Here is a 22,684-nt window from a genome sequence, read left to right as displayed (position 1 = left end):
AGACAAGATTGTACGGCGCATGCGGGCCGGCAACCGGGCGCGTTCCTCCATTGGGGGGAGGGGGCTTTCTAAAATACGCACCGCAAAACGGAATGAGACACGATGACCGATACCAATGACGCCGGCGCTCAGCCGCAGGCAGACGCCGCTCCGGGCATGAACATCCTGGGTCAGTACATCAAGGACCTGTCGTTCGAAAACCCGAACTCGCCGCGTTCTCTGGCTCAGGGTGAGCAACCGAAGCTGGACATCAACGTGAACGTCACGGCACAGCCGCTCGGTGAAAACCAGTTTGAAGTCGTGATCAAGCTGGACGCCAAGGCAGCCCGTCCGGACCTCGTCATGTTCAACGTTGAGCTGGTCTATGCCGGTCTGTTCCGCATCACCGGCGTTCCGCAGGAGCACATGCATCCGTTCGTGATGATCGAGTGCCCGCGCATGCTTTTCCCGTTCGCACGCAACATTCTGGCCGAAGCAACCCGCAATGGCGGTTTTCCGCCGCTGCTTCTCGACCCGATCGACTTCGCCCAGCTCTACCGCCAGAACATGGCGCAGCAGCAGGTAAAGCCGAACTGAGCCTCAGAGCCAGTTTCAATCAAAAGGCCGCGGACTTTTCTGCGGCCTTTTTGTTTTCAACCCTTTGCACCTGGCTTTCCCGGACGCAGCGAAGCGAAGATCCGGGATCTCTCTTGCGTGCTGGCGGGAGTGGTCCCGGCTCAAGGCCGGGACGGCTCGGAGTGGGCTGAAAGTCCAAGGCTGTTCATCTGAGCCTGAAGCGGAAAGCATCCGCAGCCATTTCTGCCTCTCAAATCTCTTCCAGCATCTCGGCCCAGGTCTTCGGATTGTCGCCGTTGAGCGGGTTCTTGGGCGAGCGCTTGTAGCGGATTGTCTCCATGCGGAAGGTGCGGGCGTCGAAGAGCATCAGGCGGCCGGTCAGGCCCTCGCCTGCCCCGGTGATCTCCTTGATCACTTCCATCGCCTGCATGGCGCCGAGAATACCGGTAAGCGCCCCCAAAACGCCGGCTTCCGCGCAGGTGGGAAGAAGGCCGTCGCGCGGGCGGTCCGGAAACAGGCAGCGGTAGGTCGGGTTGAGGTTCCCGTCCGCATTGGCCTCGAAAGGGCGCAAGGTCGTGATGGAGCCGTCGAAGCGTCCAACAGCGGCTGTCACCAGCGGCTTTTTCGCAAAGAAACAGGCGTCTGAGACCAGATAGCGCGTCGCAAAATTGTCCGTGCCATCCACCACGATGTCGTAGCCGGACACAAGCTGCATGACATTGTGGCCCCCAAGGCGCACGGGATGGGGCTCAACGGTGACATTGGGGTTCAGGCGGGCGATCGCCTCGGCAGCGCTGGCAACCTTCGGCTCACCAAGCTGGTCCGTGTCGTGAATGACCTGGCGCTGCAGGTTGGACAGGCTGACCGTATCATTGTCCACGATGCCCAGGGTTCCGGTCCCGGCGGCGGCGAGATATTGCAGCACAGGGGCGCCGAGCCCCCCTGCCCCGATCACCAGAACCCTTGCCGCTTTCAGCTTCTGCTGCCCAGGGCCGCCGATCTCCTGAAGGACGATGTGGCGGGCATAGCGTTCAAGTTCGGCGGGCGACAGCGATTGCATGGGAACTCAGGTCCTGTTGACTGTGTTGGGCCAGCCCTCAGCTGACCGGCGTTGCCGGATCTTGTGTCCGGTGACTTGCAGAGAGCGGATCTTATCCCAGAATCCGGCTTACCAGCTTTGCCGTATAATCCACCATGGGAATGACCCGGGCATAATTCAGGCGCGTTGGGCCGATGACACCCAGAACGCCGACGATGCGCTGGTTGCTGTCCCTGTAGGGCGAGACCACGAGCGACGAGCCGGACAAGGAGAAAAGATTGTTCTCCGAGCCGATAAAGATCCGCACGCCGTCGCCGCGTTCCGCCAGGCCGAGAAGCTGGATTAGATCCCGCTTGCTTTCCAGATCATCGAACAGCAGACGGATCCGCTCCAGGTCGCCTGCGGCTTCCAGATCTGTAAGCAGGTTGGACCGGCCCCGCACGATCAGGGTGCCGCTGTCCGTCTGGCCGCCGTTGCCCCAGACAGCCAGACCGGCATCGATCACCTTCCGGCTGAGCTGGTCCAGCTCCGACTGGCCTTCGTTCTGAAGCCGTTCCAGCTCCTTGCGGACCTCGCCCAGTGTCCGGCCCTGAATATGGGCATTTAGGAAGTTGCTGGCCTCGGTCAGCGCCGAAGTTGGCAGACCAGGCGGCAGATCCAGGACGCGGTTTTCGACCGAGCCATCTTCCCCGACCAGGATGGCCAGGGCCTTCAAGGGTTCGATCCGCACGAATTCCACGTGCTTCAGCCGCATGTCGGACTTGTGCGTCAGAACCACCCCTGCCCCCATCGACAGCCCGGAGAGCATCTGGCTTGCTTCCGTCAGCACCTGTTCGGTGGAGCGGGATTGCTGGGCGGCGCGGACCTGCACCTCGATGTTGTGCCGCTCTTCCTGGCTCAGGTCGCCAACCTCCAGCAGCGCGTCGATGAAGAAACGCAGTCCGATTTCTGTCGGCAGCCGCCCCGCACTGGTGTGCGGCGAATGCAGAAGGCCCATGTGCTCCAGATCGGACATGACATTGCGTACCGAGGCCGGAGACAGCGACATGCCGAGAGCGCGTGACACATTGCGCGACCCCACAGGTTCGCCTGTTTCCAGGTAGGTTTCGACGATGGACCGGAAAATATCGCGGGACCGCTTGTCGAGATCACTCAGGCTCAAGAGTGCTTCCTTTTCTCTGCTGCTCACAGGCAACACATGAATTTATCATGATATAGGCGCAAAATCGGTCTCCAGTGCAAGCTGGGCTTTGCGTCTTCTGTCGGCAAGGTCTACAAGGCCGCATGACACCCCGGCTCACGGGGAATAACAGGCCTGCCAGGGATCCGCTCTGAGCCGGGCCGCAAGCCAAAAGGGAGCCAGCATGCGCCCGTCCAAACGCGCCGCCGACGAACTTCGCCCCGTTACTCTTGAACGGGCAGTCTCCAAACATGCCGAAGGCTCCTGCCTTGTCAAATTCGGGGACACGCACGTTCTGTGCACAGCCAGCCTGGAAGAGCGGGTTCCGCCGTGGCTCCGGGGCCAGCAGCGCGGCTGGGTCACCGCGGAATACGGCATGCTGCCGCGCGCAACGGGTGACCGTATGCGCCGTGAGGCCAGCGCAGGCAAGCAGTCGGGCCGCACCCAGGAAATCCAGCGCCTCATCGGCCGCTCCCTGCGCGCCGTGGTGGATCTGGAAGCGCTGGGCGAAAACCAGATCACCATTGACTGCGACGTCATTCAGGCCGATGGCGGCACCCGCACGGCCTCGATCACCGGCGCATGGGTTGCCCTGCATGACTGCCTTGAGTGGATGAAGTCCCGTGACATGATCAAGAAGCAAGTTCTGAAGGATCACATCGCGGCGATTTCCTGCGGGATTTACAATGGCGCGCCGGTGCTTGACCTCGATTATGCCGAGGATAGCACCGCGGAAACCGACGCGAATTTCGTTCTGACCGGGGCTGGCGGCATTGTCGAGATCCAGGGCACGGCGGAAGGTGCACCGTTCTCTGAAGAGGAGTTCGGCAAGCTGCTTGGCCTTGCAAAGAGCGGGATCAATCGCCTGGTCGATCTGCAGAAAATGGCCATTCTCTAAGGAGCCTGCATATGAGCCACCGCAAGCTGGAGCCCGGCCGCCTCGTCGTGGCCAGCCACAACAAGGGCAAGATCCGGGAAATCAACGAGCTGCTGGCGCCATACGGCTTTGACGTCGTGTCCGCCGGGGAACTTGATCTGCCCGAGCCTGAGGAAACCGGCACGACATTCGAAGCCAATGCGGAGCTGAAAGCCGTGGCCGCTGCGACGGCTTCCGGCCTGCCGTCGCTTGCGGATGACAGCGGCTTTTGCGTTGCGGCTCTGAATGGCGATCCTGGGATCTATTCAGCGCGTTGGGCCGGGCCGGACAAGGACTTCGGCATGGCCATGCGCAACATCGAGGAAAAACTGCAGTCAGCCGGTGCCACGGATGACGCGCAGCGCCGCGGGTCGTTTGTCGCCGTGCTGTGTCTGGCCTGGCCGGATGGCCATACGGAGTTTTTCCGTGGCGAGGTGGAGGGCCTGGTTGTCTGGCCGCCGCGCGGCGAAAAGGGCTTTGGCTACGATCCTGTGTTCCAGCCGGATGGCCACACGCGCACTTTCGGGGAAATGACCTCCGAGGAAAAGCATGGCTGGTCGAAGACCGCCCCGGCGCTGTCGCACCGGGCACGGGCCTTCCAGCTCTTCTCAAAAGCCTGCCTGGAGGCCTGATGTCCGCATCGATTGACGGCGGTTTCGGCGTCTATGTGCATTGGCCCTTTTGCGCTGCAAAATGCCCTTATTGTGATTTCAACTCCCATGTCCGCCATCAGCCGGTGGATCAGGAGCGGTTCGCTGCCGCCTTCGAGGCGGAGCTGGCGTATTTTGCGGCCATGACGCCGGGACGGACGGTCAATTCCGTTTTCCTCGGTGGTGGCACGCCTTCGCTGATGGAGCCGAGGATCGTTGGCCGGATTCTGGATGCGATTGCCGGACACTGGGCCATGGACCCGGATGCGGAGATCAGTCTGGAAGCCAATCCGTCCAGCGTCGAGGCGGAACGCTTCAGGGGCTACCGGACCGCAGGCGTCAACCGGGTTTCCCTGGGTGTTCAGTCGCTCCATGACCGCGATCTGAAGCTCCTTGGCCGCCTTCATGACGTGGATCAGGCGATCCGGGCGATCGAAACGGCCCGCAACACCTTCCCGCGCCTGTCTTTCGACCTGATCTATGCCCGTCCTGGCCAGACTCTTGAGGGCTGGAAAGAGGAGCTGGAGCGGGCCATTGGCCTTGCTGCTGATCACCTGTCGCTCTACCAGCTGACGATTGAGGAGGGGACGCCCTTCTTCAATCTGTATCAGTCGGGAAAGCTTCAGATGCCGGATCCCGATCTTGGGGCAGAGTTTTACGAGCTGACCCAGAAAGTGACGGAAGATCATGGTCTTCCGGCTTACGAGGTCTCCAATCATGCCCGTCCGGGCGCCGAGTGCCGGCACAACCTGGTTTATTGGCGCTATGGGGATTACGTCGGTGTTGGGCCAGGTGCCCATGGGCGCCTGACAGTTGGCGCGAGCAAGCTGGCAACGGCGATCGAGCGGCATCCGGAGACCTGGCTCGAGAATGTCGAGACCCACGGGCACGGTATGGTGGAGAATGTCGGCCTGACCGAAGAGGAACAGGGCGATGAATATCTGCTGATGGGCCTGCGTCTGGTGGAAGGCATCGATCTTGCCCGTTACGAGAAACTCGCCCACCGGACCATTGATCCGCGCCGTCTCGCCGCTCTGCTTGAGCATGGCATGGTGGAAGAACTGCCAGGAAAACGCCTTCGGGCGACCAGGGACGGGTTTGCGGTTCTCGACGCGGTTGTTGCCGATCTGGCCGCTTGACCCAGCGGAAATGAGGGCGGCGTTAACCTGCCCCTCAAACTCTCTGTGCTAGATTACATGCGCCATAACACCGGTCGTGGCCGTGCAGCTCCTGGCGCCTTCTGCCAAGTCTGGCTGAAAACAGCCAAAACTGCGGTATTGCCCCCCGCGTAAAGATGGGCCTATTCTGTTGCGTTGCAAAACAGTGCCGGAAGGTGCGCCTCGGAAGATTGGTAAAACTGCCGTCCGATGGCCTTGGTAAGGAGACGTGCGCGTGCCGTATTACCATCTCTATGAACTGAATCATGCCGCCATTGCGCCACTTAGGGCTGCCGCGGATATGACGAAGCTCTACTTCCAGAATCCGCTCAATCCGTTGAGCCACACCAGTTATGGACGGCAGGTTGCCGCTGGGTGCGAAGTTCTCGAACGGATGACACGCCGCTATGGCAAGCCTGAGTTTGGCCTGAAGGACACCGTCGTTGGCGGCGTTCATGTTCCAGTGCATGAAAACATCGTGTGGCGGCGACCGTTCTGCAATCTCATTCATTTCGAGCGGGGCACCGAGACGCGGCGTAACGATCCCAAGATTCTCGTGGTTGCACCCATGTCCGGGCACTATGCAACTTTGCTGCGCGGAACGGTCGAGGCGCTTCTGCCCAGGGCGGATGTCTATATCACCGACTGGATCGATGCGCGCATGGTCCCAGCTCAGGACGGCAAGTTCGATCTGGATGATTATATCGATTATATCATCTCGATGCTGCATTTCCTGGGGCCGGACACGCATATCATTGGGGTCTGCCAGCCATCTGTGCCGGTGCTTGCCGCAGTGGCCGTGATGGAAGGCCGTGAAGATCCCTATGTCCCCTCCACCATGACCCTGATGGGCGGGCCGATCGACACCCGCGTTGCCCCGACCGCCGTCAATGACCTTGCCATGAGCAAGGGCATCGACTGGTTCCGCCGCAACGCTGTGATGAGCGTGCCCTTCCCGCATCCGGGCTTCATGCGCGACGTCTATCCGGGCTTCCTGCAGTTGACCGGCTTCATGTCGATGAATCTGGACCGTCATATGACCGCGCACCGGGAGTTCTTCCAGCATCTGGTTGCCGGCGACGGGGACAGTGCCGAAAAGCACCGGGACTTCTATGATGAATATCTGGCGGTCATGGATCTGACGGCAGAGTTCTATCTTCAGACCGTAGAGACGGTTTTCATCGAGCACTCTTTGCCCGACGGAAAGATGATGCATGGCGGCACGCGCGTCGATTGCTCGAAAATCCGCCGCACGGCTCTTCTGACCGTCGAAGGGGAAAAGGACGACATCACCGGGCGCGGCCAGACCAAGGCAGCTCATGCCCTGTGTTCGAACCTTCCTGAGGATATGAAGGCGCATTACGAGCAGCCGGCGGTCGGCCACTATGGTGTCTTCAACGGCTCGCGCTGGAGAGCGGAAATCTGCCCGCGGGTGATGGATTTTATCCTGACCCACCGCCAGAGTGCCAAGGGCAAGGCTCCGGTTGCCAAGGTGGTTGCCGGAAAGCCAGCAGCAGCAGAAGCCGCGGCACCTGCTGCTCCAGTCCAGGCAAAAGCCGCTGAGGCCGTGTCCGCGCCCAAGACAGCTGCTCCGGCCACCAGCGTAAAGGCCGATCCTCTTGCCGAGATTCTGCTGGCCAGTCCGCGCGGCGTTGCAGATGATCTCAAGGCAATCACTGGCGTCGGACCGAAGCTGGAATCCGCACTCAACGGCGCTGGGATTTTCCACTACTGGCAGATCGCCAGCCTGACCGGCCAGCAAATTGAAGCGCTCGATAGCAGGCTGGACTTCCGTGGCCGTATCGCCCGTGACAACTGGATCGAACAAGCCCGGAAGCTGTCAGAAACAGTCAGCTGATGGCAGGTTCATTCCGTGTCTCGCGGCTGAAGTGAACACGGTTCAAAACGAAGTTTGATTTAGGCGCTCACGGAGACAAGTCCCTGGGCGCCTTTATTGTTTCAGCCACAGGGAGTCCCTTTGGCGGGAGAAAATCGAATCACGCAATCTTGAAGTTGCCGTCGCGGCTCCCCACGTCTTCAGCGTTGATCTCAATCGGGATAATGCAATGACGACTTCAAGCTGTTCGATCAGACCGGGCTGGTCCCCGGTGACCATCGGCCTGATGGTGCTTGGCTTCGTGGCCTTTTGGCCGCTCGGTCTGGCAATGCTGGCCTATATCCTGTGGGGGGACCGGTTTCATACAATGGCCCGGGACGCCCGCGATCAGTGGCGGACGAGCCCGTTGAAAGGAGCCATGGATTCCATGAACACCTCAACTTCCTTCGGCCGGACCGGAAATGCCGCCTTTGACGACTACCGGGAAAAGGAACTCAAGCGTCTTGAAGAAGAGCGCGCGCGCCTCGACCAGATGCGCAACGAGTTTGACAGCTTCCTTCGGGAACTGCGCCGTGCCAAAGACCAGGAAGAGTTCGACCGTTTCATGGCGAACCGCAACAGAGGATCTATGGATCCCTCTGCCAGCGCTTCCTGACATAGGCTGGCCATCAATACGACCGGAGGCGGCGCCCAAAGCGCCGCTTTCGTCGTTTTCGGCGCCGGGTTAGACTGAACCGGCTGATTCCCTCCCGGATTTTCTTGCAAGATGCTGCTTCGATCCCGGCGCAAGGCGCTGCCCGACCATATCGAGATAGATGCTGACGGAACGGCGCTGCGCATCCGGCTGAGGCCAAATGCCCGCGCAAAGCGCTATCTCTTGCGCATTCCCGCGGACCATTCCGGGCCTGTTCTGACCGTGCCGGGGGGCGGAGACCTTGCCAGGGCCGAGCGTTTTGTCCGCCAGCACGTGGACTGGCTGCTGGAACGGCTGGAAAAACGCGGTGGCCGCGTCGGCCTTATTCCCGGCAGCATCGTTCCGGTGCGTGGAGAAGATCATGAAATCCGCAGCTCCGGAAAGTTGCGCGGGCTCGTTCAACAGGCCAAGGATCCTGAAACCGGAGAGAAGATCCTTCTCGTGCCCGGCGCTGACGATCACGTGCCGCGCAAGGTGGAAACCTGGCTCAAGGCGGCGGCCAAAGCCGACCTGACTGCGGCATCCTTTTCTCATGCGCAAAAGATCGGGGCGAAGATCAACGGATTGACCATCCGGGATACGAAAAGCCGCTGGGGTTCCTGCGCCTCAAACGGCAAGCTGTCCTTCTCCTGGCGGCTGATCCTGGCACCGCCGGATATCCTGGACTATGTCGCAGCCCATGAAGTCGCGCATCTGCGCGAGATGAACCACTCCGCGCGTTTTTGGGCCTTGTGCCAGCAATTGGCACCACAGACGCCCGCAGCCAGGCAATGGCTGAAGGACAATGGCCTGCACCTTCACGGCTACGGTTGAGCCTATCCGCCGAAAATAGACTTCAGAAGATCAAGCGGGCTGCCAGTGGCTTTGCCGGCAGGCGGGCGTATGACATCCCCGCCTGAGCCGACATTGGCCGGCGGCGTCAGATTTCGCGAGGGAGCGTTGGACGCAGCGGAGGCCTCTCCTGCCATCAGGCCGGGGGCTCCAGGCAGATCGCTGACCGGCAGACCCTCATGCGCGGCCTCCATCGTGTCCTTCCAGATCACAGCCGGAAGCGAGCCGCCTGTCGCCTTGTTTGTCGGCGAATTGTCATCATTGCCGAGCCAGACTGCGGCGGTGTAATTGCCGGTGTAGCCAATGAACCAGGCATCGCGGAAATCCTGAGAAGTTCCCGTCTTGCCACCCGCCGGTCTCCCGCCACTCAACTGGGCCTTCTTGCCGGTCCCGGTTTCTAAGGTCTCAGCCATCATGCGGTTCATCTGGCCGACAAGGGCGCGGTCAATCACCCTGCCCGGACCGTCTCCCTGCCGGGAATAAAGGATTTTACCGCTCGTCGTCCGGATCTGCCGGACAATGTTTGGCAGGACGCCGTAGCCGCCGTTGGAGAACGGGACAAAGGCCCCTGTAATTTCCAGAGGTGTGACTTCGGAGGTTCCAAGCGCAATGGACAGGTTGGGCTTCATGTCCGAGGTGATGCCCATCTGCTTGGCTGTTTTGATAATAGCCTTGGGCCCCACTTCATAGGCAAGTTGCGCGGCCACCGTGTTGAGAGACAGGCTGAGCGCGCGGGTCAGGGTCACGGGACCGAAATATTGTTTTGAATAGTTCTGCGGTGCCCAGCCTTTGAAGGAAACGGGCTTGTCTTCCCGGATCGTGTCGGGGGTCAGGCCCTTTTCAAGCGCGGTCAGATAAACGAAGGGCTTGAAGGAGGAGCCGGGTTGCCGCTTGGCATAGACGGCGCGGTTGAACTGGCTTTCCGAGTAGTCGCGCCCGCCGACCATGGCACGGACAGAACCGGCTGTGTCCAGGACCACTATGGCCCCTTGAGAAACCTTGTGGCTGTTGCCGTCCTCTGCGAGAGCCTTGCGCAAGGCCGCTTCCGCACCTTTCTGAATTTTCGGGTCGATGGTGGTGTCGACGATAATGTCCGTATCCACGGACCCGACATAGTGAGGCAGCAGATCCATGACCCAGTCGGCCACATAGTTCGTGCTGGCCCGGGTGTGATGGTTGATTGCCTTTGCCGGTTCAGCGAGTGCTGTCTTGGCTTCCTTGTCGGTGATGTAGCCTTCCTCGTTCATGGCGGCCAGCACCAGTTGTGCCCGGGCCTCTGCCAGATCCGGATTTCGGGCCGGTGAATAGCGGGTTGGCGCCTTGAGGAGACCCGCAAGGGTGGCGGCTTCCGCGACGGTTACGAGGCGGGCCGATTTGCCGAAATAGCGGCGGGCGGCTGCGTCCACACCATAGGCGCCGGAACCGAAATAGACCCGGTTCAGGTACATCTCCAGGATTTCGTCCTTGCTGAACTTGGCCTCCAGCCAGATCGACAGCACGAGTTCCTGCATCTTGCGCTTGAGAGTGCGGTCCTGCTCCAGGAACAGGTTTTTTGCGAGCTGCTGGGTCAGGGTAGACCCGCCCTGGACCAGGTTGCCAGATGTCAGGTTGACGACCACGGCACGGGCCAGGCCGAGCGGGTCAAGTCCGAAATGGGACCGGAAGCGCCTGTCCTCAATCGCAATGACGGCATTGGGTAGGTAAGGCGGAAGCTGTTCAAGCCTCACTGCCTCGCCGCCGGTGTCGCCGCGATTGGCCAGTAGCTCGCCGTTTGCCGAGACGATCTTCACGTTTGGCGGGCGCTGGGGAACTTTCCACTCGGATGTTGGCGGCAGGAAGGCCGCGTAATAGCCGAGCACGCCAATGCCGAGAACGCCTGCCCAGATGCCGAGCACGAAGCTCCAGTAGACGGCTTTTTTCAGCACGAAACCGATCAGTGAGCCGCTGCGCTTGGCGCGCCGGCTTTTGCCACGGCGTCCGCCGCCGCCTTTGCCGCTTCCGCCCCCCTTGCCGGTGGAGCGGGGGCGTCTGGACGCGCCGGATGATTTACCAGTGCGCTTGGGGGCAGCTTTCTTCCGGGCAGGCTGGCTCACGCGGTCGCGCTCGGATGGCCGCAGATCGAGAACGGACTGGCCTTCCGTCTCAAACTTTGGTTCGATCCGTTTGCGCTGCGCAGTGCCGTTCGCCATGCCTGAAGATGGTTCCCATGATCCGATGGACGTTGGCTCTGGCCAAGGTCCGTTTCCCCGCAGATGACCTTAGAATGCGGCAATTTAAGGGGGCGTTAAGGCATATGGCGCGCGGTTGGGCGCAAAGGGCTTTGGCAGGGGGCAAAAACACGCTACCCAAGGGCCGGAGCGAAGGAGAGCATATATGCCGAAAGCCTATTGGATTGCCCGGGTCGATGTTGAGGACCCGGAGGGGTACAAGACCTACGTGGCTGCGAATGCGGAGGCTTTTGCAAAATACGGCGCCAGGTTTGTCGTGCGTGCCGGCCGTTTCGAAACCAGGGAAGGAACATCCCGCAGCCGGAACATCGTCATAGAGTTCCCCGACTATGAAACGGCACTCAAGTGCTACGATTCGCCGGAGTATCAGCGGGCAAAAGCTCTGCGGGATGATATTTCGGAAGGCGACCTCATCATCATCGAGGGCTATGACGGGCCGCAGCCTGCGTCAGTCTGAGAGTCATCAAAAGGAGCGGTGAGGCTTGGGTAGACCTGCCGCCCCGTTCTTTTGCTTAGCTGGCGTAACGGCTGGCGTCCGCCCCGTAGTAATTCACATAGCGTGCATTGAGCGCGCTGACCGGCATGATGATCAAGACATCAGTGGTGCCGAACTGGTGATCCACGACGGCGCCATCGCCGATGTAGGCGCCAAGGCGGAGATAGCCCTTCACCAGCGGCGGCAGAGCCCGCAGCGCCTCCTTCTGGTTCAAGACCTCGGCAGGCATGCGGTTCATGCTGACATACCGCTCCGAAAGCGCGGAGACACGCCAGCTGTCCGGAGCCTGGGCATGATGGTGCAGGAAAGAAAGCTGATCGGCGATCAGATCCGGATTTGTGCCTTCGATCGACGCGCAGCCGATCATAACATCGATCTTGTGACGCAGAACATAAGCCCAGATGCCGTGCCACAGAAGCTCGACGGTCTTCTTGTTCCGGTAAGGCTTGAGCACGCAGGAGCGGCCGAGTTCCAGAAATCGCTTTCCGGGATTTGCGTCGATAAGGGACTGAATATTGAACTCACCCGCTGTATAGAAGCCCCCGTTCGCCTCAGCCACCTCCTGACGCAGCAGGCGGTAGGTGCCGACGATCTCCGGCTTCAGGCGGCCGAGCTTGTTCCGCTTCAGTGACGAATGGTCGATCACCAGCAGATGATCGCAGATGGCATCAAAAGAATCCCGGTCGCGGCGCGATGCAAGGGTTGACGCATCGGCGATTGCGGACATTTCTTCATAGAAGACGTCATAACGCAGGCGCTGGGCTTTCTTGATCTCCTTGCGGGAGCGTGCGAGCCGCACTTCCAGTGGTCCGACGCGCCCAAGACTGCCCGAAGTGTCCACTCCGGTTGCGCCTTCACGCAAGGGCCCGAGGGGCAGAGCACGTGCGTTCGGAGCGAATTTCTCGACAAGTTTGCGCGGCGAAAAAAGTCCCGGTGCGAGCATAGACATTCACTTCGTCCATTCAGTCAGGCGCACCGGTTTTCACCGGCACGAGATCTGCCGCCGCCGTTCATGGAGTGGTTCGCCGGGTCTGGCAGAACCGCGCCACCGGCGCGCTTACAAGCGTTCCTTGGATCACAGATTTCCGACAGTTGCATGACAAAGCCAGCTCAGGATCCATCTCCGGACCCTATAGAAATGCGCCGCTCCCGGCAATCCATCCTTTCATGGAGGATGGATTGCAATCAGAAATTCGGCATAAATGCTAGCGTTTCACGCGGTCTTAACCCGGTAAAACAGCCTGAAGGGCGTCGCGGATCGCATCTGCGGCCAGCGGTTTGGTCAGATAGCCGGCTGCACCGACAGCCGAAGCGCGGGCGCGCGCATTTTGCATCACGTCGGCTGTCACCATCAGGATCGGCACCGGGCGGCGGCCCTCTTTCCGCTCCATGGCACGGATCTGTTCAATGGCTCCAATGCCGTCGAGGCCGGGCATATGGAGATCCATCAGAATTGCGTCGAACTGCTCCCTGGTCGCAGCCTCCACCGCCTTCTCACCATCCACCACCATTGTGGGCTCATGACCGAGCTTGCGCAGCAATGCTTCGCTTAGGAGGCGATTGATGTCGTTGTCTTCCGCAACAAGAAGTCGCAGCGGGCGGACCGGTGCGAGGCGGGCGGCTTCGAGACCCGTGCCGGCGGGACGTTCCGCTCCGGCCATCCAGCACAGTTCGCTAGATTGGTCGTCCAAAAGCCGGTTCAGCACCTGGGTAAGAGAATCCATCCGTACCGGCCGGATCAGATAGGCCGCAAAGCCTGCTTCCCTGAGCCGCTCAAGACGGTCGCGTTCCGGTGGAGACACAAGGACCACTGCGGGGGCTTTGCACCCGGCAAGGCGGGCGGTGGCAAGCCAGGCCCCGCTGTCGGCCATGGCGGAATTGTCGACGATCAGCAGGTCTGCCTTGACCAGGCTATCCGTCAGGTCCTCGCTGCCTGGCGCGCACAGAAGAGCGGTCGCGCCTTCGGTTTCAAGGCGCTTTTGCAACAGTGGTGCTTCCACCCGGCCATTGCTGACGATGACGACATTGCGCCCTGTGGTGCGGCTGCCTTCACGGCTCTGAGCGGTTTTCAGCTCCTCCGGCACAGGCAGGGAAAGACGGAAAACCGCGCCGCCGGAAGCTCCTGTTTCGGCGCAGATTTCGCCGCCCATCAGAACGGCAAGCCGTTGGGCAATGGCAAGACCAAGGCCAGTGCCGCCAAACTTTCGTGCGGGGCCGTGGTCGATCTGTTCGAATTCGCGGAACAGCCGGTCGGCCTCGTCCGGCTTGAAGCCGATACCCGTGTCGCGGACGGTGATGTCCAGAAAGCTGCCGCCGGTTGGCCGTGAGCGGCCATCTATTTCAATGGCGACACCACCTTCATCGGTGAATTTCACGCCGTTGCCGGTGAGATTGAACAGGATCTGCCGCACGCGTGTCGCATCAATGGTGACCGTGTCTGGCAGGTCCGGCGAGAGGCGGGCGCCGATTTCCAGCCCCTTGGCTTGGGCGCGCGGGGCAAGAAGCTCCACAACACTTTCCGTGAGGGCGGCAAGACGGGCGGGTGCGGCCTGAATATCCAGCTTTCCAGCTTCCACCTTGGAGAAATCGAGCACTTCGTCAATCAGAAGCAGAAGGGTCTCGCCGGATGTTTCCAGCGCTTCAATATAGGCAATCTGCTCCTGGCTCAGGCGGGTGTCGCGCAGCAGCGCAGCCATGCCGAGGATGCCGTTGAGCGGCGTGCGAATCTCGTGGCTGACCGTTGCCAGAAACCGGGACTTTGCCTCGTTGGAAGTCTCCGCTGAATGGCGGGCGGCGAGCAACTCCTCTTCAATCAGGCGCCGGTCCGTCACATCCCGCAGGACGGTCTGGCTCAACGGAGCACCAGTACCGGGGTCGCGGACGTTGATATCGATGCGGGAGAACCAGCGTGGGCCGTGGGCGGTCTGCAGCAGCAGATCGCCAAACCAGGCGTCGGTCTCGCCAGCAGCGCTGTGGCTCGCAACATTGGCAAGATCCGCGCGGGGCAGTGTCAGTGCGGCTCCGGCCTTGATCTTGTCGCCGAAGGTTTCGACTGCGGCGGAATTGGCATAAACGACCTTACGCTCGCCATCGCGGCGGATGACCACGTCTCCAAGAGTGGACAGGATGCTGGCCTGGCGGTCGTCGCTCTCGCGAAGTTCCCACGCCTGATCTTCCAGCTGCTCTGCCTGCTCGAACAGGCTGCGCGTGCGCTCATCCAGGCGGGACACTGCCTTGGACAGTCTCAGACGGTCATCGATCTGCAACCGCCAGACGGCCAGTGCTCCGGACAGGAAGGCCAGGCAAATGGCCGCGAAACCAGCGGATGGATAACCAGCCAGAAGAATGGCGCCCAAGAAACTGACGAGAATTGCCACGGTGGCAATCATCATCACCGGTTTTGACGGCGGTGTGACGACAGGCAGAGGCAGCGGCGTGCCGCTGGGGCCTTGGTCTGCGGTGCGGCGGCTGGTGGATCTCTGGCTGGCTCTGGCGGCAAAAGCAGACACAGCCTTGGCTCGCTCATTGCCTGAATTTGCCTCCGTCGCACGGCGACTGGTCAAATTGTCTTCATCGCGGTCGGACGAGCGTGTCGTTGCTGAGGGCTGGGCCTTCGTGTTTTGCGCTTCTGCCCGCCGTTTGCTTTCAAGCGGGGAGAAAGAAGCCGAAAGGTCAGTCCGTCTGCGCGACTGTGTCTGGTCTCCGTCCTGCTCCGGTCTTGCGGGAGAGCCGGAAATGGGGCCGCTAATGGACAGCTTGGATTCAGACACGGATCAACTACTCGCACACAAACATGATCTTCAATGCGAGAATGGGCCGTAACCTTTTAGAAACCGTTTCCGCTGACGGACTTTCGGACTTTTCAGGCGGAAAACGCGTTATTTGGTCAATTGGCGGCTGCCTGGCCTCAGGCGACGGCGGCCTGCCTTGGCAGGTCCTGCCCCCGGTAACTCAGCGCTTCGGCCAGATGCAGCCGTCCGACGGTATCGAGACCATCCAGATCCGCCAGAGTGCGGGCAAGTTTCAGCACCCGGTGATAGCCCCGCGCTGACAGGGCCAGGGTGTTCGCGGCCTCCTGCAGAAACGCCTGTCCGGCAGAATCCGGGCAAGATACGGTTTCGATAACCCCTGCTGGAGCCTGGGCGTTGGTCAGGGTGGAGAGGCCAAGAGCCTGATAGCGGGCCCGCTGGATGCGGCGGGCTTCGGCAACCCTTTCTGCCACATCCGCTGAGCTTTCCGCCTTCCCTGGGGCGATCAAATCAGCGGCGGTCACCGCAGGCACATCGATCTTCAGGTCGATCCGGTCAAGGAAAGGTCCCGAAATCCTGGCTTGATACTCGCTCGCGCATCTGGCGCCTCTTCGGCACACATGTCCAGGTTCTCCCGCATGGCCGCAGCGGCAGGGGTTCATTGCGGCAATCAACTGTATCCGGGCAGGATAGGTGACCCGGTGGTTTGCGCGGGCAATCACGGCTTCACCGCTTTCCAGCGGCTGGCGCAGGCTGTCGAGCACCTGCGGATTGAACTCGGGAAGTTCGTCCAGGAACAAAACCCCATTATGGGCAAGGGACACCTCTCCGGGCTTTGCTCGAAGACCGCCGCCCACCAGGGCAGCCATGGAGGCAGAGTGATGGGGAGCGCGGAAGGGGCGGCGGTCGGTCAGGCGTCCTTCCGCCAGTTCGCCAGCCATGGAGGCGATCATGGAAACCTCCAGCAGCTCCTTTGGACGCAAGGGCGGCAGAATGGACGGAAGCCGGCTCGCCAACATGGATTTGCCAGCGCCCGGGGGACCGCACATAAGCAGATTGTGTCCACCCGCGGCTGCGATCTCAAGGGCCCGCTTGGCACTTTCCTGGCCCTTGACGTCCGCAAGATCCGGCAGGCCCGTTGCCGCTGCTTGCAGTCTGGGCTCGGGCCGGGAAAGCACTTGTGTGCCCTTGAAATGATTGGCGAGCTGAATCAGGGAACGGGGGGCCAGGATATCCATATCTGGGTCCGCCCAGGCCGCTTCCGAGCCGCTTTCCGCCGGACAGATCAAGCCTTTGCCCAGGGCGTTTGCACCCATGGCGGCCGGCAAAACACCTGCCACCGGCGCCAGCATGCCATCGAGGCCAAGTTCGCCAAGAACCACGTAACCGGCGAGCGCATCTGGTGGGATCGCACCGATGGCCGCCATGATGCCCAGGGCAATTGGCAAATCATAGTGGGAGCCTTCCTTGGGCAGATCAGCCGGCGCCAGATTGACCGTGACACGCTTGGCCGGAAGTGCAAGACCGGATGCGTGCAAGGCTGCACGGACCCGTTCCCGGCTTTCTCCGACAGCCTTATCAGGAAGGCCTACCACGGTGAAGGCGATCATGCCTGGGCCGACCTGAACCTGAACATCCACCGGTAAGGCCTCAATCCCCTGAAAGGCCACGGTCGTCACACGGCTGACCATCCTGCGCACTCCCCAATTGCGTGTAGACTGATCGAAGCACACCTTAGGCAAGCTTGCAAGAACGAAAGTGGAACATATTGTGCGAGCCGAACGCGCAGAAGCAGCCTTCTCCCCGCTTGCGACCTACGGGAATGCATGCGATGCACTGTTTCGCGTGTTTTCTAAAAATCAGCCTCCCGGCTCAGGGATGCTGACGGCCTCAAAATATTTCTGGATCCAATTGTTCATGCCTGTCGCATTCGTTTCCTTTGCCAGCAAATCCATGGGCAAATCCCTAAAACGGATCGGCCGTGAGGCCCGTGGCTTGAAGGTTTTTGACCGGATATCGCTTCTGACCGAGGACGATCTCGACCCGGCGTTCCGGCTGCGCTTCGCGGACAAGCTCACGCCAAATGTCCGGGGGTTCGGTTACTGGATCTGGAAACCGCAGGCTGTGCTGCAAGAGCTTTTGCGGCTGCAGGACGGAGATCTGCTTGTCTATGCGGATGCCGGGTGCCACCTCAATCCGGGCGGCGTCGCACGCCTGAAGGAGTATCTGGAGATCGCGGCCTCTGCTCCGTCCGGCATACTGGCCTTTCAACTGCGCGCGCCGGACCGGCCTGATCTAACGGGAACGGACCGCACGCCAGAGCTGACGGACAGCCAATGGATTAAGGGCGATCTGGTAGATCACTTCGGTGTCCGGGATCAGGCTGCCATTCTGGAAACGCCAACCATTGTTGCAACGACGTTCGTGATGCGAAAGTGCCCGCAAACACTGGACTTTCTAAGAAAATGGATCGCGGTTTTCGAGGCGGACTTCAGCCTGATCGATGATACGCCGTCAAAAAGCGAGAACCTGGAAGGCTTTATTGAGCATCGCCATGATCAGGCAATCTTTTCGATCCTATGCAAGCTGACCGGTGTCGCGACCCTGTCGCATTTTGAAAACTATTTCCCGGCGGAAGACGGCAAGGGGCTGGATCTTGCAAAGCTCGCTTCCTACCCGATCCAGGCCAGACGCCTGCGGCAATACAGCCCCTGGTTCAAGCTGCGCAAGCGGATCGCGAAGCGCTTTGCCTGGTTAAGTGGACGCTGAAGCCGGAGTCAGGTTTGTTACGGATGGGCGGAATTATTGCTTCCTCTTGCGCAAAGACAGCCTATGCTGAGGGTTTAACCCACTTATAGAAAGCATGTTATGGCCTATCCGCCCCGGCGTCACTCCAGTGCAATCGACAAGGCAGAAGCCCTGTTCAAACAGGCAACGACGAAACCCGTGGAAGACGCGACAGCAGCGGTCCGCAAGGGTGTTCTGCCCTCCACCCGGGAAGCCGTCTCCATCCGCATTGACGCCGATGTCCTGGCCCACTTTCAGGAAGACGGCCCAGGCTGGCAGGAGCGCATCAACGCCGCGCTGAGAAAAGCGGCGGGGCTGTAAGCTTTACAAGCAGCAACCCGCCGGTTTGAGTCTCGGCGTATCCTCAGTGTGCCTCGTCCCAGTTGGTGGCGGCGCGGGCGTCGACCTGGAGCGGGACTGAGAGCTGTAGCGCCGGTTCGCAGGCCTTTTCCATGACCTCGCGGACCAGCGGAATGGTCGCCTCCACCTGATCGTCCGGCACTTCGAAGATCAGTTCGTCGTGCACCTGCAGCAGCATCTGGGCATCCAGCTTCGAGGCGGAGAGCCGGTCTTCCATGCGCACCATGGCCCGGCGCAGGATGTCGGCAGCAGACCCCTGGATCGGTGCGTTGATAGCAGCCCGTTCCAAGAAGGCGCGCATGTTCGGATTGGAGGTATTCACCTCCGGATAATGCGCCTTGCGGCCGAAGATGGTGGTCACATAGCCGTTGGCATGCACTTCCTTTTTGATGGCCTCCATATAGTCGCGGATGCCCGGAAAGCGCTCGAAGTAGGTCTTGATGTAATCACCCGCCTCGCCTCTCGAAATGCCGAGCTGGGCGGCCAGGCCGAAGGCTGAAATGCCGTAGATGATACCGAAATTGATGGCTTTTGCCCGGCGGCGGACGCTCGGGTCCATGCCGTCGATTGGCACACCGAACATTTCGCTGGCCGTCATGGCGTGAATGTCGAGACCGTCGGCAAAGGCCTGCTTCAGCTGGGGAATGTCGGCCATATGGGCCAGAACACGCAGTTCGATCTGGCTGTAGTCTGCGGAAATCAGCTTGTGGCCGGGTGCCGCGACAAAGGCCTTGCGGATCTTGCGGCCTTCTTCCGTGCGTACCGGAATGTTCTGCAGGTTCGGCTCGGAGGAGGACAGACGCCCGGTCGTGGTCGCCGCCAGTGAATAGGACGTGTGAACCCGCTTGGTCTCCGGGTTGATATAGCCGGGAAGCGCGTCCGTGTAGGTGGACTTCAGCTTGGAGAGCTGGCGCCAGCCAACGATGCGCGAGGGCATTTCGTGGCCTTCGGCTGCCAGATCGTCCAGGACCGAGGCCGAGGTGGACCAGGCGCCGGTCTTGGTCTTCTTTCCGCCGGGCAAGCCCATCTTGCCAAAGAGAATGTCTCCCAGCTGCTTGGGCGAGCCGATGTTGAAGCTCTCTCCTGCCAGCTCGTAGATCTCGCTTTCCCTGGATGCCATGCCTTGGGCAAAATCGCCGGAGAGGCGCGACAGCATCTGCCGGTCAACGGAGATGCCGCGCTGTTCCATCCGCGCCAGAACCGGCACCATCGGCCGTTCCAGCGTTTCATAGACGGTCGCCATATGCTCGCTGGCCAAGCGCGGCTTCAGCACCTGCCACAGGCGCAGGGTCACATCCGCATCCTCGGCGGCATAGGCGGTCGCCTTGCTGATCTCCACCTTGTCAAACGTGATCATGGACTTGCCGGAACCGCAGATCTCTTTGAACGGGATCGGCGTGTGGTCCAGCCAGCGCTGGGCCAGTTCGTCCATGCCATTGCCACCCTTGCCGGCATCCAGCGTGTATGACAGGAGCATGGTGTCGTCGGCAGGGCCAATGTCGATGCCGTGGCGGGTCATCACCAGCCAGTCATACTTGAGGTTCTGGGCGATCTTCAAAACGCCCCGGTCTTCAAGCATGGGCTTTAGGACTGCCAAGGCCTCCTTGAGCGGGATCTGGCCTTCAACAAGACCGCCGCCTCCTAGAAGATCCCCTTCCCCATCCACATGGCCAAGCGGCACATAACAAGCCTTGCCGGGAGCCGTCGCCAGTGACACGCCCACCAGAACGGCCTGCATGGCATCAAGAGAGGTGGTTTCCGTATCGAAGGCGACGGTGCCGACCTCATAGGCATCTGCGACCCACTCTTTCAGCCGGTCGAGGCTGGTCACGGTCTCATAGCCGCTGGGTTCGATGGGGGTGCTACGGGCCGCTTCGGCGCGGGCTTCGGCAACCGTTTGCGGGACCATCATGCCATTGGGCAGCGGTGTAGCGGGAGCGGCGGTTGAGCCATTGTCTGCAGCAGTGCCGTTTTCAGCGGCGCTTGCGGAGGGGGCGCTGGAACCGCCTGCCGGACCGGTCATCCGGCCCTTGTGATCCGGCGTGTCCCAGCCGGGTACCTGAAACTCATCCGGCTCGATATTGGCGATTTCCGCACCAGTCACATCGGCGACGCGCTTGGTCAGGGTGGTGAAGCCCATGGCCTTTAGGAAGCCAACGGCCTTGGGGCCATCAATGTCGGTCACGGACAGATCGCCGACAGGCACTTCCACCGGCACATCTTGCTTCAGGGTGACCAGCTGCTTGGAAATACGGGCCTGTTCAGCAAATTCGATCAGGTTTTCCCGGCGCTTGTTCTGCTTGATCTCGGAGGCGCGCGACAGAAGCGTTTCCAGATCACCGAATTCGTTAATCAGAAGCGCCGCGGTCTTCAGGCCAATGCCCGGCACGCCTGGCACGTTGTCGACGCTGTCGCCCGCAAGGGACTGAACTTCCACCACCTTGTCCGGACCGACGCCGAATTTCTCAAAGACCTCTTCCTCGGTGAAGATCTTGTTCTTCATCGTGTCGATCATGGTGACGCGCGGGCCGATCAGTTGCATCAGGTCCTTGTCGCCTGAAGCAATGGTCACGCGCGCGCCCATTTCGGATGCCTGGCGGGCGTAAGTTGCGATCAGGTCATCGGCCTCAAAGCCTTCCTGCTCGACGCAATGGACCGAGAAGGCGCGGGTTGCCTGACGGATCAGGCCGAACTGCGGAATGAGATCTTCCGGCGGCTCCGGACGGTGGGCCTTGTATTGCGGATAGATATCGGACCGGAAGGTCTTGGAGGAATGGTCGAAGATCACCGCGAAATGGGTCGGTTCATCCCCCTCTTCCGGCGTCAGCCCTTCCTGCAGCAGCTTCCAAAGCATGTTGCAGAAGCCGGACACGGCGCCAACCGGCAGCCCGTCGGGCTTGCGCGTCAGCGGTGGCAGCGCGTGATAGGCGCGGAAGATGAAGGTGGAGCCATCGACCAGAATGAGATGGTCGTCGGCGGTGAGAGCGGGAGAGGCGGTATCTGTCGACATGGCGCGGATCATGCCCGCACCTGCCTTTTGAGGAAAGGCCTAATCGCCCCTTTCCGCAGGCGAATACCTATTCAACTCCTATTCTCCCAGGCTTGCGGCTTGTGTTGCCGCAGGGCTCTGTGCGGGCCGCGTGTCCAGGCGCGCCCAGCCTGGCCGCCGGAACAGGAACCAGCCATAGCCCGTGCGGGAAACCAGCCAGTAGAGGATCATGGGGCAAATCACTCCGGCGGCCGTGACCAGCACCGAGATTGTTCCGATGTCCAGAATGCCGAGCTTGAGAAGGATGACCCGGCTGACAGCCATGGGCAGGAAGAAGGCGAGATAGACCACCAGCGAGTGCTGGCCGAGACTGCGGAAGAAATTTCCGCTCCAGGCTTGCTGCAGCAGCGTGCTGGCCAGAATGACGGCGACGGCACCGATTGCTCCAAGGGCCAGGGACAGAACGGGAAGATCCGACAGGCCGGCAAAGACAAAGCTGCCGTTCACCAGCGCCCAGAGAGCGAAAAGGCCGAGGCTCAGGGCCATTCTTTGACGTGCCCAGGCAGCGAAACGGAAGATCTGTGGCGCAAACACGTAGCCAGCATAGAAAAAGACGAACCGCTCAGCGAATTCGTCGATAATCATCGAGCCGGTCTCAATTGGCGCGATTTGCAGAAGGGCGGCAACCAGCAGCACGGCCCAATGCGGTGTGCGGCTGGTGTGGAGCAGTTTCGCGGTCACGAAGAATATGGGCAGCAGGTAGATGAACCAGAGCGTGCCGAATGGCTGGATAAAACTCCAGAGATATTCCTGGAGGACGCCGTTCCAGCCAAAGTCTTCAGCAAAGGACGGAGCTTTAAGTGCGAACTGGATGGTGACCCACAGGACGTAGAAATAGGCGAAATGGACGACCTTCCGGTCCAGGTAGAGCCGCCAGTCCCGCTGGATCACGGTACTGAGAAACAGTCCGGAAATCATGAAAAAGTCAGGCATGCGGAAGGGCTTGGCAAAGGCCACGATGGCATGCATCCAGCCTGTCTGTCCGGCTGCCGCTTCAACGCCGAGAACGGAATGCATCATCACGACAAAGACGATGCAGATACCTTTGGCCGTGTCGACCCAGTCGACCCGCTGCTTCACCTGCGCCCCCGCCATTTTCTGAAGCCTTCCGCCATTGCCGTCAAATTTCATAGCTCCACAGCCTAGCTTCCGGCGC

Annotated in this window: 18 protein-coding genes; 10 read left to right on the top strand and 8 right to left on the bottom strand. The window is 60.8% G+C overall.

Annotated features, from left to right (window positions below):
* Positions 1 to 102 precede the first annotated feature (102 nt).
* Positions 103 to 576, top strand: a complete 474-nt coding sequence (gene secB, locus IG616_RS08190) for a protein-export chaperone SecB (protein WP_192147669.1) — start codon at positions 103 to 105, stop codon at positions 574 to 576.
* A 229-nt stretch (positions 577 to 805) separates the two neighbouring features.
* Here the strand turns inward: secB and IG616_RS08185 are convergent, their stop codons facing one another.
* Positions 806 to 1,615, bottom strand: coding sequence for a HesA/MoeB/ThiF family protein (locus IG616_RS08185; RefSeq protein ID WP_192147668.1), 810 nt, complete (start codon positions 1,613 to 1,615; stop codon positions 806 to 808).
* Between the two features lie 91 nt (positions 1,616 to 1,706).
* Positions 1,707 to 2,756: a heat-inducible transcriptional repressor HrcA gene (gene hrcA, locus IG616_RS08180; RefSeq protein ID WP_192147667.1), complete on the bottom strand. Its 1,050-nt coding sequence runs from the start codon at positions 2,754 to 2,756 to the stop codon at positions 1,707 to 1,709.
* A gap of 202 nt (positions 2,757 to 2,958) precedes the next feature.
* Between hrcA and rph the strand changes: the two genes are divergently transcribed.
* The 6 genes from rph to IG616_RS08150 all read left to right on the top strand — a co-directional run bounded on the left by rph (position 2,959) and on the right by IG616_RS08150 (position 8,841).
* Positions 2,959 to 3,672 (top strand): ribonuclease PH, encoded by a 714-nt coding sequence (gene rph, locus IG616_RS08175; protein WP_192147666.1) that lies wholly within the window; start codon positions 2,959 to 2,961, stop codon positions 3,670 to 3,672.
* Positions 3,673 to 3,683: 11 nt separating this feature from the next.
* The gene (gene rdgB, locus IG616_RS08170; protein ID WP_192147665.1) at positions 3,684 to 4,322 is read left to right on the top strand and encodes an RdgB/HAM1 family non-canonical purine NTP pyrophosphatase; all 639 of its coding nucleotides are present in this window, start codon (positions 3,684 to 3,686) and stop codon (positions 4,320 to 4,322) included.
* Complete coding sequence (gene hemW / locus IG616_RS08165) at positions 4,322 to 5,479, top strand: radical SAM family heme chaperone HemW (RefSeq protein ID WP_192147664.1); 1,158 nt, start codon at positions 4,322 to 4,324, stop codon at positions 5,477 to 5,479. Before rdgB ends, hemW begins: the two co-directional genes overlap by 1 nt.
* 253 nt (positions 5,480 to 5,732) lie before the next feature.
* Positions 5,733 to 7,355 carry a polyhydroxyalkanoate depolymerase gene (gene phaZ, locus IG616_RS08160; RefSeq protein WP_192147663.1) on the top strand — a complete coding sequence of 541 codons (1,623 nt, stop codon included), beginning with the start codon at positions 5,733 to 5,735 and terminating at the stop codon, positions 7,353 to 7,355.
* A gap of 208 nt (positions 7,356 to 7,563) precedes the next feature.
* On the top strand, positions 7,564 to 7,989 hold the full coding sequence (locus IG616_RS08155; protein ID WP_192147662.1) for a DUF2852 domain-containing protein: 426 nt from the start codon (positions 7,564 to 7,566) through the stop codon (positions 7,987 to 7,989).
* Between the two features lie 111 nt (positions 7,990 to 8,100).
* Entirely contained in the window at positions 8,101 to 8,841 is a 741-nt protein-coding gene (locus IG616_RS08150) for a M48 family metallopeptidase (RefSeq protein WP_192147661.1), read from the top strand.
* Positions 8,842 to 8,843: 2 nt separating this feature from the next.
* On the opposite strand, the gene IG616_RS08145 is transcribed toward IG616_RS08150, so the two are convergent.
* Complete coding sequence (locus IG616_RS08145; protein WP_192147660.1) at positions 8,844 to 11,048, bottom strand: transglycosylase domain-containing protein; 2,205 nt, start codon at positions 11,046 to 11,048, stop codon at positions 8,844 to 8,846.
* Between the two features lie 184 nt (positions 11,049 to 11,232).
* Between IG616_RS08145 and IG616_RS08140 the strand changes: the two genes are divergently transcribed.
* Entirely contained in the window at positions 11,233 to 11,544 is a 312-nt protein-coding gene (locus IG616_RS08140; RefSeq protein ID WP_192147659.1) for a DUF1330 domain-containing protein, read from the top strand.
* Positions 11,545 to 11,599: 55 nt separating this feature from the next.
* Here the strand turns inward: IG616_RS08140 and olsB are convergent, their stop codons facing one another.
* The 3 genes from olsB to IG616_RS08125 all read right to left on the bottom strand — a co-directional run bounded on the left by olsB (position 11,600) and on the right by IG616_RS08125 (position 17,023).
* On the bottom strand, positions 11,600 to 12,526 hold the full coding sequence (gene olsB, locus IG616_RS08135) for a l-ornithine N(alpha)-acyltransferase (RefSeq protein WP_192147847.1): 927 nt from the start codon (positions 12,524 to 12,526) through the stop codon (positions 11,600 to 11,602).
* A gap of 280 nt (positions 12,527 to 12,806) precedes the next feature.
* Positions 12,807 to 15,146: a PAS domain-containing hybrid sensor histidine kinase/response regulator gene (locus IG616_RS08130; protein WP_209007370.1), complete on the bottom strand. Its 2,340-nt coding sequence runs from the start codon at positions 15,144 to 15,146 to the stop codon at positions 12,807 to 12,809.
* A 344-nt stretch (positions 15,147 to 15,490) separates the two neighbouring features.
* Positions 15,491 to 17,023, bottom strand: a complete 1,533-nt coding sequence (locus IG616_RS08125; RefSeq protein WP_192147658.1) for a YifB family Mg chelatase-like AAA ATPase — start codon at positions 17,021 to 17,023, stop codon at positions 15,491 to 15,493.
* A 226-nt stretch (positions 17,024 to 17,249) separates the two neighbouring features.
* Here IG616_RS08125 and IG616_RS08120 point away from each other — a divergent pair, with 226 nt between their 5' ends.
* Both IG616_RS08120 and IG616_RS08115 read left to right on the top strand, forming a co-directional pair.
* Entirely contained in the window at positions 17,250 to 18,101 is an 852-nt protein-coding gene (locus IG616_RS08120; RefSeq protein ID WP_192147657.1) for a hypothetical protein, read from the top strand.
* A gap of 99 nt (positions 18,102 to 18,200) precedes the next feature.
* Positions 18,201 to 18,440 (top strand): BrnA antitoxin family protein, encoded by a 240-nt coding sequence (locus IG616_RS08115; RefSeq protein WP_192147656.1) that lies wholly within the window; start codon positions 18,201 to 18,203, stop codon positions 18,438 to 18,440.
* Between the two features lie 43 nt (positions 18,441 to 18,483).
* On the opposite strand, the gene polA is transcribed toward IG616_RS08115, so the two are convergent.
* Both polA and IG616_RS08105 read right to left on the bottom strand, forming a co-directional pair.
* Positions 18,484 to 21,501, bottom strand: coding sequence for a DNA polymerase I (polA, locus tag IG616_RS08110; protein ID WP_192147655.1), 3,018 nt, complete (start codon positions 21,499 to 21,501; stop codon positions 18,484 to 18,486).
* A 66-nt stretch (positions 21,502 to 21,567) separates the two neighbouring features.
* Complete coding sequence (locus IG616_RS08105) at positions 21,568 to 22,659, bottom strand: acyltransferase family protein (RefSeq protein WP_246476164.1); 1,092 nt, start codon at positions 22,657 to 22,659, stop codon at positions 21,568 to 21,570.
* Positions 22,660 to 22,684 lie beyond the last annotated feature (25 nt).

Source organism: Roseibium litorale, assembly GCF_014842915.1.
Lineage (GTDB): Bacteria > Pseudomonadota > Alphaproteobacteria > Rhizobiales > Stappiaceae > Roseibium > Roseibium litorale.
This window is presented reverse-complemented; position numbering and strand designations above follow the sequence as displayed.